The 14,904-nt window shown below is 51.7% G+C and carries 13 protein-coding genes; 4 read left to right on the forward strand and 9 right to left on the reverse strand.

Going from position 1 to position 14,904, the window contains the following annotated elements:
* Nucleotides 1–158 precede the first annotated feature (158 nt).
* The 3 genes from CAG65_RS02815 to CAG65_RS02825 all read left to right on the forward strand — a co-directional run bounded on the left by CAG65_RS02815 (nucleotide 159) and on the right by CAG65_RS02825 (nucleotide 3,231).
* Nucleotides 159–1,502: a sodium-dependent transporter gene (locus CAG65_RS02815; protein ID WP_161452026.1), complete on the forward strand. Its 1,344-nt coding sequence runs from the start codon at nucleotides 159–161 to the stop codon at nucleotides 1,500–1,502.
* A gap of 86 nt (nucleotides 1,503–1,588) precedes the next feature.
* On the forward strand, nucleotides 1,589–2,284 hold the full coding sequence (locus tag CAG65_RS02820) for a TIGR01621 family pseudouridine synthase (RefSeq protein ID WP_161452028.1): 696 nt from the start codon (nucleotides 1,589–1,591) through the stop codon (nucleotides 2,282–2,284).
* Nucleotides 2,285–2,292: 8 nt separating this feature from the next.
* Entirely contained in the window at nucleotides 2,293–3,231 is a 939-nt protein-coding gene (locus CAG65_RS02825) for a class I SAM-dependent methyltransferase (RefSeq protein WP_161452046.1), read from the forward strand.
* A 31-nt stretch (nucleotides 3,232–3,262) separates the two neighbouring features.
* On the opposite strand, the gene CAG65_RS02830 is transcribed toward CAG65_RS02825, so the two are convergent.
* The 8 genes from CAG65_RS02830 to CAG65_RS02865 form a co-directional block, all read right to left on the reverse strand.
* Nucleotides 3,263–4,312 carry a hybrid-cluster NAD(P)-dependent oxidoreductase gene (locus tag CAG65_RS02830; protein ID WP_161452030.1) on the reverse strand — a complete coding sequence of 350 codons (1,050 nt, stop codon included), beginning with the start codon at nucleotides 4,310–4,312 and terminating at the stop codon, nucleotides 3,263–3,265.
* A gap of 53 nt (nucleotides 4,313–4,365) precedes the next feature.
* Nucleotides 4,366–6,027, reverse strand: coding sequence for a hydroxylamine reductase (hcp, locus tag CAG65_RS02835; protein WP_161452032.1), 1,662 nt, complete (start codon nucleotides 6,025–6,027; stop codon nucleotides 4,366–4,368).
* Nucleotides 6,028–6,198: 171 nt separating this feature from the next.
* Nucleotides 6,199–7,716, reverse strand: coding sequence for a nitric oxide reductase transcriptional regulator NorR (gene norR / locus CAG65_RS02840; protein WP_443098368.1), 1,518 nt, complete (start codon nucleotides 7,714–7,716; stop codon nucleotides 6,199–6,201).
* Between the two features lie 132 nt (nucleotides 7,717–7,848).
* Nucleotides 7,849–8,463: a CDP-alcohol phosphatidyltransferase family protein gene (locus CAG65_RS02845; RefSeq protein ID WP_021707097.1), complete on the reverse strand. Its 615-nt coding sequence runs from the start codon at nucleotides 8,461–8,463 to the stop codon at nucleotides 7,849–7,851.
* On the reverse strand, nucleotides 8,456–9,103 hold the full coding sequence (locus CAG65_RS02850; protein WP_161452036.1) for an ATP-binding cassette domain-containing protein: 648 nt from the start codon (nucleotides 9,101–9,103) through the stop codon (nucleotides 8,456–8,458). The genes CAG65_RS02845 and CAG65_RS02850 overlap by 8 nt, the downstream gene beginning before the upstream one ends.
* Nucleotides 9,069–10,778, reverse strand: coding sequence for an ABC transporter permease (locus CAG65_RS02855; RefSeq protein WP_161452038.1), 1,710 nt, complete (start codon nucleotides 10,776–10,778; stop codon nucleotides 9,069–9,071). Before CAG65_RS02855 ends, CAG65_RS02850 begins: the two co-directional genes overlap by 35 nt.
* 6 nt (nucleotides 10,779–10,784) lie before the next feature.
* Nucleotides 10,785–11,930, reverse strand: a complete 1,146-nt coding sequence (locus CAG65_RS02860; RefSeq protein ID WP_161452040.1) for an ABC transporter substrate-binding protein — start codon at nucleotides 11,928–11,930, stop codon at nucleotides 10,785–10,787.
* Between the two features lie 261 nt (nucleotides 11,931–12,191).
* Nucleotides 12,192–12,635 carry an META domain-containing protein gene (locus tag CAG65_RS02865; protein WP_161452042.1) on the reverse strand — a complete coding sequence of 148 codons (444 nt, stop codon included), beginning with the start codon at nucleotides 12,633–12,635 and terminating at the stop codon, nucleotides 12,192–12,194.
* A gap of 179 nt (nucleotides 12,636–12,814) precedes the next feature.
* Here CAG65_RS02865 and CAG65_RS02870 point away from each other — a divergent pair, with 179 nt between their 5' ends.
* Nucleotides 12,815–13,063 (forward strand): DUF1289 domain-containing protein, encoded by a 249-nt coding sequence (locus CAG65_RS02870; protein WP_021707092.1) that lies wholly within the window; start codon nucleotides 12,815–12,817, stop codon nucleotides 13,061–13,063.
* 64 nt (nucleotides 13,064–13,127) lie between these two features.
* Here the strand turns inward: CAG65_RS02870 and ushA are convergent, their stop codons facing one another.
* Nucleotides 13,128–14,822: a bifunctional UDP-sugar hydrolase/5'-nucleotidase UshA gene (gene ushA, locus CAG65_RS02875; RefSeq protein WP_161452044.1), complete on the reverse strand. Its 1,695-nt coding sequence runs from the start codon at nucleotides 14,820–14,822 to the stop codon at nucleotides 13,128–13,130.
* Nucleotides 14,823–14,904: the final 82 nt, after the last annotated feature.

The following is a 14,904-nucleotide window of genomic DNA, read 5'->3' on the forward strand; positions in this document are numbered from 1 at the left end:
GTGTTGGAAAATTAGACTGCGCGGGCTTTCAATTTTAAGCCCAAACTGATTTACTTGCCACCACATGAGCGCCACTCAACTTTTTATAAAGTGTATATAAAATTTTACACATAACATTATTCGGCGCCGTCAATGCAAACACAACAGTGGTAACAACTATGGCAAACAGTAATCGTGGTCACTTCTCGTCGAGAATTGGCTTTATTATGGCGGCAGCAGGTTCTGCCGTCGGCTTGGGGAACGTATGGGGCTTTCCAACTAAAGCTGCCAGTAATGGTGGTGCGGCGTTTCTTGTCATCTATCTGGCGATGGTGTTTCTGCTCGCCTTTCCAATGCTGGTCGCAGAGCTGACGATCGGTCGCCACGGGCAGGCTAACCCGATAGCGTCACTAAAGTCGATTTGGACTAAAAACCGTGCAGCCGCCGGTTTCTTTGGTTTGATTGCAATGATTGCGGCTTCAATGATTCTCAGTTTCTATTCCATCTTGGCAGGTTGGTTGATGGGTTTTGCGGCCGCACCAGCACTGGATGTCATCGGGTTACAAACGGCAGCCGACTGGTTGGTGAATTTCGGTGGACCACGCAACGTGCTATTAGCGGTCCTGTTCTCGGTTCTGACCATTCTGGTGGTACAAAAAGGCGTGGCCGACGGTATCGAAAAGTGGTCAACCCGTCTGATGCCAGCGCTGTTTGTACTGTTTGCTGTCATGATCATCTATATCTTTACGCAAGATGGCGCGATGGAAGGTTTGAAGATGTACTTGGTCCCGGATCTGTCTCACGTACACCCTGGCCTGGTTGTGGATGCTATGGGGCAGGCGTTCTTCTCCCTGTCTTTGGGCGTCGGCTCTATGATGGTCTACGGTTCGTATCTGACTAAAGACGTCAACATCCCCAAAACTGCGGGTCAGGTTGCAGCGATTGATACCGGGGTAGCGTTTGCGGCGGGCTTACTGATCTTGCCTGCGATGTACGTGGCCAGGCACAATGGTGTGGAAATCTTCAATGAGGCCGGTGAGCTCCTCAGTTCTGGCGATCTGGTGTTTGCTGTATTGCCTTCCATGTTCGATACCATGGGTGGTGTGGGTGTTGTCGTTGGGATCGGTTTCTTTGTATTGATGGTGATCGCCGCTCTGACGTCATCCATCTCGCTACTTGAAGTGCCAGTTTCCTGCGCTCAGGACGAACTGAACATGGAACGTACGACAGCGACCTGGCTAATCGGTGGCGCTATTCTGGTTCTGAGTATTATTATCTCGCTCAATTTCGGTGCATTGTTTGGCATCGTCGCTGATGTTTCGACAGTGTACATGCAGCCACTACTGGGCGTAATCTGGGCCATTGTGGTTGGCTGGATTTGGAATCGCAATAATCTGCTCAATGAGCTGAAAGAAGGGAACCCTGAGATAGCCACGGGGCTGTTCTGGAAGATTTGGCCTTGGTACGTACGCTTCGTCTGTCCGGTGGCGATTCTGTCTGTCTTCATCTTCTCGATTGTTTGATTGAAAACACATCACCAAAAGCTGCCTGCGGGCAGCTTTTTTCGTTTCGGTTGGTTATACTTCGTCGCCTGAAATGAAGAGGCCCTATGTTCGATATTCTTTATACACACGATGATTTTCTGGTCATCAACAAACATCCGGGTGTATCGGTTCACAAAGACGATGGCGATACCATGTTGTTGCAGGAAGTCGCCCGAGCTACCGGAGACGAACAACTGTATCTGATTCATCGCCTGGACAAGATGACCTCTGGTTTGCTGTTGCTTGGACGTCACGCCCAGGCTGCCAGTGCTCTGTCTGCGGCATTTGCGCAGCGTCAGGTAGAAAAGTTTTATCTGGCGATTGGGGCTAAAAAGCCGAAGAAGAAACAGGGATTAGTCAAAGGGGACATGGAACGCTCGCGTCGGGCGTCGTGGAAACTGTTGAACTCGCAGCACAATCCTGCCATTACCCAGTTTTTCTCTGCCGCTGCTGAGGCGGGAGAACGGTTGTTTTTATGCAAGCCGCATACTGGAAAAACGCATCAGATCCGTGTGGCGCTCAAGTCGCTGGGGTCACCGATTGTCGGCGACGCTATTTACAACCCAGCCTCTCATGCCGATCGCGGCTACCTGCATGCTTTTGCGCTGCGTTTTGAATATCAGCAGCAGAGATACGATCTGGTTTGTGATCCCCGCCAACATGCGCAATTGGGCGATAAATGGCGCCATCATCCAGTCACAGACACGATCGAACTTTGGCTCACACCTTGGGAATTGCAATGGCCGACCATCAAGAAATAAATAACACAATGCAAACTGCGGCGTTACCGGTTTTTTTTGACCATTTGACGGAGCAGTTACGTCAGGCACCGGATGAAATTCGTCGGTTGTTCCATGGTCGTGGCCAACGTTGGCCCGGATTGGAGCAACTGACTTGTGACTGGCTTCAGGGGCAATTGATCGTCAACCTGTTCAAAGGCGTTGACGACGCATTTCTTCGTCAACTTGAACAAGGCCTGACGGCGTTAGCGCACAGTGAACTTTGGCAACAGAAACAGGGTCGCTGCATAGCGGTGCAGCACCGCTATGAAAACGGCGCACCGACACAAATTCTCGCGGGTGAACTGACGGAGCGCCCGATAGTAGCAGAGAGCGGGCTGAAGTATCAGTTGGATATCGGTCGCAACCAGAACTTCGGTTTGTTTCTCGACATGCGATTTGGCCGCGATTGGGTCAGACAACATGCAAGACACAAAAGTGTCCTCAACTTGTTTGCCTACACTTGTGGCTTTTCCGTTGCCGCGATGGCAGGAGGAGCAGACAAAGTGGTCAATGTTGATATGGCGCGAGCGTCTTTGAGTAAAGGTCGGGATAACCATAAACTGAACGACCACAATCTCAATGCAGTGAGCTTTCTCGGCCATGACATTTTTAAGTCCTGGGGAAAAATTAAGAAGTCCGGTCCGTATGATTTGATCATTATCGATCCACCGTCATTTCAAAAGGGCAGCTTTGCACTCACTAAGGATTACGCCAAGATCCTTCGCCGTCTGCCCGATATGCTGACCGCCAGCGGTGAGGTGATGGCCTGTGTCAACTCACCTGTGGTTTCCAGCCAGTTTTTGATTGATGCTATGGCACAGGAAGCGCCGGAGCTGCAATTTGTCGAACGCCTTGACAATCCGCCGGAGTTTGCTGATGTTGATCATGAAGCCAGTTTGAAAGTGATGATGTTCCGTCGTCAGTAATGAGTATCCCCTCCAAAGTTGAGGGGATTTTTTATCCGATGTCAACGCCGATGTTTTCGCTTAGTGTCGACGAGCAAGCCAGAATGTATCCTTGTGCCACCTCCTGCTCAGTCAGCGCCTCGTGACTGAAGGTATTGACGCTGCCACGCGTGACTTTGCATTTGCACGAGCCACAGATTCCGCTGCGACAGGCCACAATCACAGGTAAACCGGCTTGTTCGAGGACGTCGGCCAGAACAGCGCCATGTTGAGCCGTCAATCTCCTGGCAAACGCGGGGACCTCAATCTCCACCTCGGTGTGCACGGTTTCGGATATGGCTTCGGGTGTTGCTGCGGGGGTAAAACTCTCCTGATGAAAGGCGGCCATATCGAATTGCGCCTGTTCTAACCACTGTTTTACATCGCACATGAAGTGTTCCGGCCCGCACAGATAAACTTGCCTGTCTTGCAGATCCGGAACCCGTTGCATCAGCCAATCAGAGGTGAGGCGTCCTTGTGGGTAGGGCGTACCAGTGGCATCTTTGAGCAGCAGCCTGAGATGGAACTGAGCATATTGCTCATCCAGCGTGGCCAGTTGATCAAAATAGATCGTGTGCGCTGCGCTTTTCGCAACGTGCAGAAACTCAATATCCACCGGATGAGATTGGTTTATCCAATACTGGACCATGGTATAGACGGGCGTAATACCACAACCTGCGCTGATCAGAAGTACTTTGGCGATACCGTCTTCCGATGGCCGGGGGGCAAGGTCGAGGCAGTTAAACGCGCCACTTGGTTTCATCACTTGGACGCTGTGTCCGACTTCCAGCTGGTCAACGATAAATGTTGAGACTTTACCGTTTGACACCCGTTTGACGGTCAGTTGAATGTACGCCTCATCGGGTTGTGAACTGATGGAATACGCCCGGAATTCGCTCTGGCCATCGATAGACACTCCCAATGTGACAAACTGACCGGGCTTAAAACTAAAACGGGCAAGTGAGGCATGCGCCAGCTTAATGCTGACGCAATCCCCGGTTTCGGCCCATTTTTCGATGCATGTCATTTCGACGGGTTGATTGTGTTCCCATTCGCTAAACATATCTGATCCTGAAGAGATAATACGAAGCCCTCCGCCATGGAGGGCTGTGAAATTTAGGCCGCCAGAATGGCACTCATGTCGGCGTCGACGCCTGAGATCGCGCGCATATCAAATTTTTCCTGAATGATGGCCAATAGATTGTCGGTCAGGAATGCGGGTGCGGTGGGGCCGGTGTAAATGCCTTTGACGCCCAGAGCAAACAGAGTCAGCAGGATCACAATGGCTTTTTGTTCAAACCAGGACAGTACCAGTGTCAGTGGCAGCTCATTGATACCGCAGTCAAATTCTTTGGCCAGTGCCAGTGCGAGCTGGATGGCGGAATAGGCGTCGTTGCACTGGCCAACATCCAGCAGGCGGGGAATGCCATTGATGTCGCCGAACTGATTTTTGTTGAAACGGAACTTACCGCATGCCAGGGTCAGAATCACGGTATCGTCCGGCGCTTGGGCGGTAAAATCGGTATAGTAGCTACGCTCTGCTTTGTCTCCGTCACACCCACCGACCAGGAAAAAGTGGCGAATATTGCCTTTTTTCACTTCATCAATCACCGCTGGCGCTGCGTTCATCAATGCATTGCGGCCAAAACCGACGGTGATCATCTGCTCGATTTCATTGTGTTGGAAACCAGGCTGCGCCAACGCACAGTCAATCACGGCACTGAAGTCGTCGCCATCGACATGCGATACGCCCGGCCAGCCGACAATGCTGCGCGTGAACAGGCGGTCAGCATACTGGCCGACGTTGGGATTGAGCAGGCAGTTGGATGTCATCACAATCGCCCCCGGAAAGTTGGCGAATTCTTTCTGTTGATTCTGCCATGCGCTGCCGTAGTTACCGGCCAGGTGAGGATATTTGTTCAGTTCCGGGTAGCCGTGTGCGGGCAGCATTTCACCATTGGTGTAAACCTGAATGCCAGTGCCTTCGGTTTGCTGAAGAATTTTCTCCAGATCGTGCAGATCGTGCCCGGAGACCAGGATGCATTTGCCTTTGATCGGTTTGACGTTAACCTGGGTCGGCACCGGATGACCGAAGGTAGACGTTTCACCGCGATCAAGCATCTCCATCACTTTGTAGTTCATCAGGCCAATACGCATGGAGCAGTCCAATAAGGCATTGAGCTCGTCCGGATCGCGTCCCAGCCACCCCATGATTTCGTGGTATTCGGCGTAAATCGCGTTATCCGTTTGCTCCAGCACACGGGCATGTTCCATGTATGCGGCCGCACCTTTGAGGCCATACAAACAGAGCAGACGCAGCCCAATGACGTCTTCATGCAAGGTTTCTTTCCCACGGTTGACCGCAACCTCAGGTGCGAACGCCAGAATCGCGTCGGCATCGTCTGGCAGCACGAAGTGGGCGACGGCAGGTTGAGGTTCCAGAGTCCGGTTGGCCAGCGTTGCAGCGGCTTCAACCTGTGTTTTCAGGCGCTGGTGATAGTGGGACGCCTGACGGGTAAACGCCAGAACCCGTTCCGGGTCAAAGTTGACATTGGTCAGTGTTGAGAAAAACGCTTTGGGAGCCCATTGATTGATTTCGTCGTCGATAATATCAAACTGGCGTGCCAAATCCGCCCAGTAAGAAACCCCTTGTAATGAATACACCAGCACGTCTTGCAGGTCTGAAACTTCAGAGGTTTTTCCGCACATTCCCTGAGTAAATGAGCAGCCTTTGACGGTCGGGGTTTGAATCGTCTGTTCGCATTGAATACAGAACATTGCAGGTCTCCAGTATTATGATTGAGTAATCCGATGCCTACTGAATGGCAATCTCTGTGCCAATTTCTATCTTGTTGTTTTTATTGAAAAAGCAGTATTGCCACTACTTGGTGGTGATGTTCTTTTTACAGCAGTCTTGTTGTGTAAATGACATCAATGCTGTGTTCGCTGTTAGTGACCGATGCCCAGCTTTTTACCCATCCGGTACAAGTTCCCCCGGTCCATCTGCAGGAATTCCGCTGCCTGCGCCCAAATTCCGTTCGATTTATTGAGTGCATGCAGGATCAAATCCTTCTGATAACGCTCGACCAAAGGGCGCATTCCCTGACTTTGCACCGGAAAATAGTGGGTTGTACTTTTGACATCGCAGTCGGTCACTGCCACATCAAAGTGGGGTAACTGGATGGTGTGACTTTGCGCCTGAATCGCGCGCAGCGCGGCGCGGGTGAGCGTATGTTCCAACTCACGCACATTGCCCGGCCACTCTTGTGTTTCAAGCATGATGAGTGCTTTCGGGTGCAGATGCAGGTTAGGGACATTGAACTGCTGACGCACTTTTTCCAGCAGGTAACCCGCCAGGACCGGTATGTCACCTTGGCGGCTGCGCAATGAGGGGACGGCGATAGGAAACACGTTCAGGCGGTGGAATAAGTCGGCACGGAACTGACCGGCTTCGACTTCCTGCTCAAGGTGACGGTTGGTCGCGGCAACAATCCGCACATTCACGAGTAAATGTTGGTCACTGCCGACCCGTTGCAGCTCGCCCTGCTGGATCACCCGCAGCAGCTTTGCCTGAAGCAATAATGGCAATTCACCGGCTTCATCCAGAAACAGCGTACCGCCGTCGGCCAGTTCAAATTTACCGGCACGGTGTGTATTGGCGCCAGTAAATGCGCCTTTTACGTGACCGAACAATTCGCTTTCAGCCAGGCTCTCCGGCAGCGCCGCACAGTTGACGTAAATCATGGGTTTGTCGCGGCGTGCCGATTGTGCGTGGAGCTGGTGAGCGACCAGTTCTTTTCCTGTCCCGGTTTCGCCGGTGATCAGTACCGCGTAGTCTGATTGTGCGACGGTTGCGATGTTGTTGCGAAGCTGCTGCATTTGTGGACTGAGCCCGACCATCTCACCCTGTTTAGAACGGGCTTGCTGAATGAGCGTGGCTGTGACGGATTGTTGTTTTTTATGTTTGGCTTTCAACGCTTTAAGCTGACCAATGTTACGTAGCGTTGCGGCTGCCAGAGCTGCGAACGTTTCCATCGTTACGGGTTCAATGTGATCGAATGCGCCAATGGTCAACGAGTCCATTGTGAGCACGCCCACCAGCTTGTCATCGACATACAAGCTGCAACCCATGCAATCATGGACATCAATACTGCTTTCCGCTGAGAGCAGCACGCCGTCAAACGGATCAGGCAGTGGACAATCGGCATCGAAACGCACCGGGGTGCGGCTGATGATGATTTTCTCCAGCCGCGGGTGAGCGGCAGGAAAAAAACGTCGTCCGAGCACTGAGCTGGCCAAGCCGTTGACGGCTACCGGAGTCAGAAAGCCATCTTGGTCAAGAATAAACAGAGCGCTCGCATCACAGGGAAAAACCTGATTGATCCCGTCAATCAAGTGTTGGTACTGTTTTTCACTGGCCAGATTAGAGCTGAGGTTCAGGGCGATATTGAGTAGGGCGTGTTCCATATTCGGGCGCATAAACGAAGGATAATCAGGACTGAGTTGTCCGATGGTATCAGGCGGATGTCATTTAAACATCGCTCTTTTGGTGAAGAATGATGTCTGTTTGACGACGATCAATTCCGCCTGCGACAGAGCCTATTTGTTGTTGGTCAGAGTATGAAAGCCAGAATAAATACGCGTCAGTGTGGTAAACCAGCACATGGCGCCAAACGTGTAGGCAATGGTGGCGAAATGGGCAGGAAAGAGACAGAACAGAATGAAACAGGCGATGGTTTCGGTTCCTTCGGTCAGTCCGCTCATATAGTAAAGCGATTTATTTTTGTAGATCGGGTTTTCAATGCCGCGTTTCCCGGCCATGACCGCAAACGCGAGAAAGCTGCTGCCAGTGCCGATAAACGCGAAGATCAGAAATGCACCGGCGACAGCATTGTGCTCCGGGCTTGCAAGCACAAAGCCAAACGGGATCAACGAATAAAATAAGAAATCCAGACTGATATCGAGAAACCCACCAGCATCCGTGATGCCCTGGATTCTTGCCAGTGCACCGTCCAATCCATCGCAAACCCGATTGATGAGGATAAACACCAGTGCCAGCAGGTATTGCTGATTGAGCAGTGCCGGTAGGGCAAAGCAACCGACAACGAAACCCAGCAGCGTGACCTGATTGGCACTCAGGCCCATTTTATCTATGACGCCGGCAGTGGCAGACAGCGGCTTGCGGATCAGTTTTATACTCAGGCGATCAAGCATGGTTCACCTCCCAAGGCCAGCGCAATACCTGGCTGCCCGGCGGAACATCGGCCTCATCGTGCGTGACCATCAGCGCGGGAATATTGGCCGATTGCAATTGCGCCATTACCCAGTCACGAAACTGGCTTCGCAGCGCTTTGTCGAGCTTGCTGAACGGTTCATCAAGCAATGCGACCTGTGGTTGGGCGAGCAGCATTCGGGTCAGGCTGATGCGTGCTCGCTGACCTCCTGAAATCTGGTCCGGATAGGATTGAGCCAATTTCGTAAGGTGGATATTTTTGAGCGCATCCAGCGCGCGCTCTTTGCGCTCGCAGCCTTTAATGGCATCGGGCAGGGCAAACGCCAGATTCTCCCAGATATTTAAATGCGGGAACAATAGATCATCCTGAAACAGGATTCCTACCTGACGTTTGTGGGCTGGTAGTGCGTTGAGTGGGCGATCATCCAGCAGAATGCTGCCAGTAAGACGAAACTCCTCCGATAAGTGTCCGGCAATCGCGTCAAGCAGGGTGGATTTTCCGCAACCGCTCGGGCCCATCAGCGTCACAATGCCCCCTTTTTCTATCTGTAAGGAGAGGGAAGAAAACAGTGCCTCTCCATTGTGTTTATGAATGGCGAGGTTTTCTAGACAAAGACTCATTCGGCAACAGACCTTTAATCGATAAATGGCGATATTTAGCTTGTAAACGGCTAATGGTGATCGCAAAAGCAAAAAACAGCAGCGGCAACGCCGCTTGCCAGAGGGCGTAAATGGCGGTAACACGGCGATCGAAGCCACTCGACAACGCCACCGCTTCGGTGGTGATGGTGCGGATCCGGCCTGCGCCAAGCATCAGCGTCGGCAGATATTGTGCCAGGCTGACGCTGATTCCGATCACCCAGGCAAAAACAATGGCGGGCAGTAGCAGCGGCATTTTAACCCGCCACCAGGTACGCAGGGGCGATTGACCCAAGCTGAGTGATACTCGGGTCAGGTTGTGATCATAGCTTCGCCAAGGACCATCCAGTGACAAATAGACATAAGGGAATGCAAAAAAGAGGTGTGCCCAGCAAACCCAAAACCAATGTGCACTGTCATGAAGATACAGCGTCATGATCTGAAGGCCGAATAATATGGACAGCTGCGGGAGAAGCATCGGCACGGCGATGATGTATCCCGGTATCTGCAATCGATACCGGATTCGGTACTCATGGGCCAGAAGTGCAAAGACCAGTGCGACGGTGGCTGACACCAACGCCAGCAGCAGGCTTTGGTGCACGGTGCTGGCAACCGACTGCCATTCGTACTGCCAGAAGCGCGGAGTATAACTGCTGGGCAGTACATCCGGGAAACGCCAGCGCTGCGCAAAGCTCCATAGCGTTAACAATGGAATCATCATCAGGCTGATGAACAGGATCACACTAAACAGCGAACGCCCAGCCAGAGAAATACCACTTCGACCAGACCATTGCCAGCGGCGAATGCCGCGTGTGAGAAGCCATTCCACCATGCGTGCAAGGCCAATCACCAGTGCCGCGAGGGCAAACAATACCACGGCACCCGCGGCCGCTCGCGGAAGCAGTGTCAGATCCGGATCACTGAACCATTGCCACACCAACACGGCGAATGTGGGGGGATTCGTCGGGCCGATGATCAGCGCAATGTCCACCACCGACAGGCTGTACGCCATGACCGCCAGCATAGGAAAGCGCAGTTTGTTCAACCACTGTGGTAACAGGCACTTCCACCACATGGCCTTGCGACTGTACCCCAATGACGCGCTGACTTTGGTAACTTGTGAGACATTCAGTTGTTGTACGATGGGAATACTCATCAACAATAAAAAGGGCACTTCTTTCAGCGCCAGCATTACAATCAGCCCCAGGGCGTGCGGATCGTTAACCAGCAGCGCCAGCGCGTCGACAGAACGGGCATTGGGATCGTATCCGATCAGTTCATGCAGCCAACGCGCCCCCAGCCCTGTCGGAGCAAACAAAAAGGCAAATCCGATAGCAAATGCCACGTGCGGCATGGCTAAGAGCGGGGACAACATCAACTCGATTCGGCGCCAGAAGCGTGTCCCCCAATTGGCTTGCAGGATCGCAAATGTAAGCACGCACGCCAGATAACTACTGATCATCGAGGAGTACAGGGTCAAGCCGATAGAGTGCCAGACGCCTTGCCATTCGAACACCTGGCGAAAGCCCGTCAGACTGATCGTCTGCATGTCCAGCGGTGGAAGGTAGCCCAGTGACGATGCCAGCACACCGAGCAGTCCCGGAATCGTCGGAACAATACAGCCGACAACGATGAGCAGATACAGGGTTCTTAGCATTTCAAATCAGCTTCCGTAGCGCTTTTGCCACTCTTTTTCGATAGCAGATTGCCAGCTTGGGTGGGGCTCTGAAACCGATTTGAATTGCTGTGTTTGTTTGGCGCTGCCTGTCAGGTATTGTTTGCTTAGTACCGAAGGATCGCCCCAAATGTTCAGATCCCCTTTACGTGACTGAGCCTGTGGGCTGAGTAGAAAGTTGATGGTGACCAAAGCGCCGGATTTCGCATTCGCGTTCCAGGGAATGGCCAGAAAGTGAATATTGGAGAGGGCACCGGTATCAAAAGCATACGCTTTGGTGGAAGAGGCCAGTTTACCGGAGGCCTGTGCTGAATAGACAGCGTTAGGATTGAATGTGATGGCTAAATCCAGTTGACCGTCATCCAGCAACTGAATCATTTCGGCCGTACCGGCAGGGAATTGTTTGCCACCCCGCCAGGCCACTTTGTGGAACTGATCCAGATAACGCCAAAGTGGCGCGGTCACGGCGGCAAAGTCGCCTTCGCTGACCGGTTGCTCGAGCTGGGGATCATTGTCAGTCAGTTCAATCAGTAATGATTTGAGGAAACTGGTGCCATGAAACTCTGGCGGCTTGGGGTAAGTCACCCGGTTCGGGTAGGCTTGGGCGTAGCTGAGCAGCTCAGCGTAGGAGTGTGGCGGGTTGTTGAGTGTCTCTTGGTCGTGAATGAACACCAGTTGGCCCACTCCCCATGGCGCTTCTAACCCTTCTGTTGGTTCAGAAAAATCTGCATCGATCGGCAGGCCTTGGTCAACGTATTGCCAATTGGGCAAAGAGTGTGTGAACGGCCCAAACAGCAGTTGGTTGTCTTTCATAGACTTGAAGTTTTCACCATTAATCCAGACCAAATCGACGCTGCCCTTGTCGTTTTTACCTGCTGCTTTTTCAGCGATGAGACGTGTGGTGGTCTCAGCGATATCGGTGACTTTAACGTGGTTCAACGTGACACCGTATTGCTGTTGCAACTGTGCACCTGCCCATTGGATGTAACGGTTAATTTCCTGGCTGCCTCCCCAGGCATGAAAATAGACGGTTTGTCCTTCGGCCTGTTGCTCTACTTGTTTCCAGTCTAGCGGTTCCGCTGACAGTGAGAAGGCAGTGGCGACTGCGGCGACGGTGGTGAGCAGTTGTTTCATAATTATTCCGTTTGAAGCTCTGATGATGGAGTGTTGTATAAGAAATAGTAATCGTTGGGCAGGGACTATCAACCTCAACCGTGCTGGTCGTTGACGCTTGTGTGATTTCACCCACTCTTCACGTAACAACTTCTGCCACAAGACTTTTATTGCTTGCTAGTTATGACCGGATAAGGCTGGAGATTCTTACATCGCATAAGAAAAAATGTGTGGTCGTAAAACGAGCGGCATGCATGCCGCTCGTTAAGAAGGAAGGACGGTTTAGTTAACCCAATCTCGCAGTCGATAGGTTAATTCATGGTTATCATCACGCAGAATCAGATGTTCTTTGGTCAGAGTGATCGTGCTCCAGGTTGATAATGTTTCGGCCACCGCCTGTTCGATCTGCATCGCCTCACTAGAGCAGGATTTCATGGTCATGCCGATTTTATCGACCCGAAACTGGTTGTCTTTGAGTTCACCCTGGCCGAAAAAATTATTGCAGCCAGCATTACCATTGACCGTCATTTTTTCACCCACTTCAAGGCGTGGCATGCGCTGTCGATCACCTTGAGTAATCGCCTGACCATCGACCTGAATCAGCTCCCAGTTGTGATGCTGAAGATCCTGCGGGGTGAGTTCGGCACTGCCTGAATACATACTGCAGCCGACGGAAAGTAACGCTAGCGGTATACCAGCCAGCAGAGTGGTGACACTAAGCTTCATAATAAGACTCCTTAATTTGCCAACAGTGAGGACGGCGCATCAAAAGCTTAAGTATAGAAAACAACCTGCAAATTTTGTCAGTTTGTCGTTAGAGGCGTACGGTTAAATTGAGCGAAAAAGTGACAATTGTGACGCTTTGGCATAATGTAAAGTCAGCAGATGAGGAAGGTAGAATAGACATGGAACAGCTGGATTTCTTCGATGTACCCAGCCCCTGTGTTGGTGTATGTACGGTTGACGATAAAGGTTACTGTCAGGGATGTATGCGCAAAAGGGAAGAGCGCTTTAACTGGCTGAGCTACACCGTGGCGGAAAAACAGCACATTATTAAATTGTGTCGACAACGTTATTTACGCAAAGTCCGCCAGGGGAAACTGACACCTCAATCACCGGTGGAACCGGAAAGTCCGCAACGGGATCTGTTTTAAGTTCAGATGTAAAAAGCCAGAGCTAGTTGCGCTGGCTTTTTGATTGTTTACCGTGTGATCCCGGTTAAGGCGTAGTGATCAAGCAGCCATTAGCTAACGGATCTTCCGTGTTGGTGTAAGTCACGGTTGCTGGAGGCGTGTAGTCGCCTACGGCGATAGAGCCCTTACTCTTCAGGAAGCCGTAAAGGACATCGGCATCCACATAACCAGTTTGAACCGGATCCAGCTCAGGGTAACCGTCACCACCGGCCGCATTGAAGCTTGGTACGGTAAAGGAGTAGGTGGCTGTGTCGCTAAAGCCCTTACCGTTGATATCGGAAATATCAACGGTATTGGCCATACAGTCGACGGTCATGGTCAGGCCGGTCAATTGTGCGTAGGCGCCCGAACCCACTTGCATTGTGGCGACCGTGCCAAGGTAATCTTTGATCTCAGCTCCCGTCATCTCACTGTAGGTCACTTGGTTACCAAAAGGCTGTACCGTTAACACGTCACGGTATGTGATGTCGCCTGCCGCAATAGAATCGCGTACGCCACCGGAGTTCATGACGGCAAAATCTGCGGAGACTTTTTCTTTGTGGGCAACAGCAATTAGTTGTCCCAGGTTGGTCTGCTGATTCCGTACTACGCTGCGGTCACCTTCCAGTTTACCGTCTGAACTTGCGATGACTTCATCCAGCTTATCCTGGCCTGCGTCTTGATACACTTGCAGTTTTTCTTTCAGCGGTAGGTTCGGTTCGATCTTGTCGCCGATCAGTTCGCGAGAGCCGTCATCCAGTTCCTTGGTCAGATTGACCGGAATGAGTTTGTAGCTCAGTAGGTGGAGTTCGTCATTGGCGTATTCGAAATCCGCGCGACCCACGTATTTACCCCATTCATGGGCCTGCATGATCCAGGTTCCGTTTTGCTGATCCGGTTTGCAATCGTCGCCAGGCTCAAAGTCGGCATCGTAGCCAGACCCATCGGCTTCCATACACACAGGGTTTTGAGAGTGCCCACCAATCACGGCTGCGAGCTGACCTTCCTCTAGAGCTTTAGCCAGCGCCACGTCACCGGGTGCATTCGAACCGTGTTGACCATTTGCATAGTGACCCATATGAGTGGTAGCGATAACCAGATCCGCTTCGTCGTTTTTCTCGATTTCGGCGATAACCTTTTTAATCTCTTCTTTAGGGTCAGTGAAAGTGAGTTCAGAGATGTATTCCGGGTTACCGATTTTCGCAGTGTCTTCCGTGGTCAGGCCGACAACGGCAATACGTAAGTCACCCAGCGTGAACACTTTGTAAGGTTCGAAATAGCGGCTGCCGTCGGCCTTATAGATGTTGGCGGCCAGCATCGGGAAGTCAGCCCAGTCACGCTGTTTGTCCAATACGCTGAGCGGGTTATCGAACTCGTGGTTACCAACCGCCATTGCGTCATAGCCGATATCACTCATGCCGATAAAGTCAGGCTCGGCATCTTGCAAATCCGATTCTGGTACACCGGTATTGATGTCGCCGCCAGACAGCAACAATGAGTAGCCGCCTTTGTTTTCGACTTCTTCACGGATGGAATCTACCAGGGTTTTACGTGCTGCCATACCATATTCGCCATCGTCGTTTTCCCAAAAACGGCCATGGTTATCGTTGGTATGCATGACTGTAAATTGCGTACACGGTGACGCAATTTGGCATTCAACCTGGCTATCGTTGTCGCTGTCGTTACAACCAGCCAATGCCAGAGCGACGGAGAGCGCCAGCGCTGATTTATACAATTTCATATGAAATTCCTTTTATTTTTGGTTTTTGGGCTTCAGGCGGGCAAATATAATGAAGAAATATGAAGTTGCTGTGATCTATGTG

Origin of the sequence: Vibrio sp. V39_P1S14PM300 (assembly GCF_009904765.1) — a bacterium.
Classification (GTDB): Bacteria; Pseudomonadota; Gammaproteobacteria; order Enterobacterales; family Vibrionaceae; genus Vibrio; species Vibrio proteolyticus.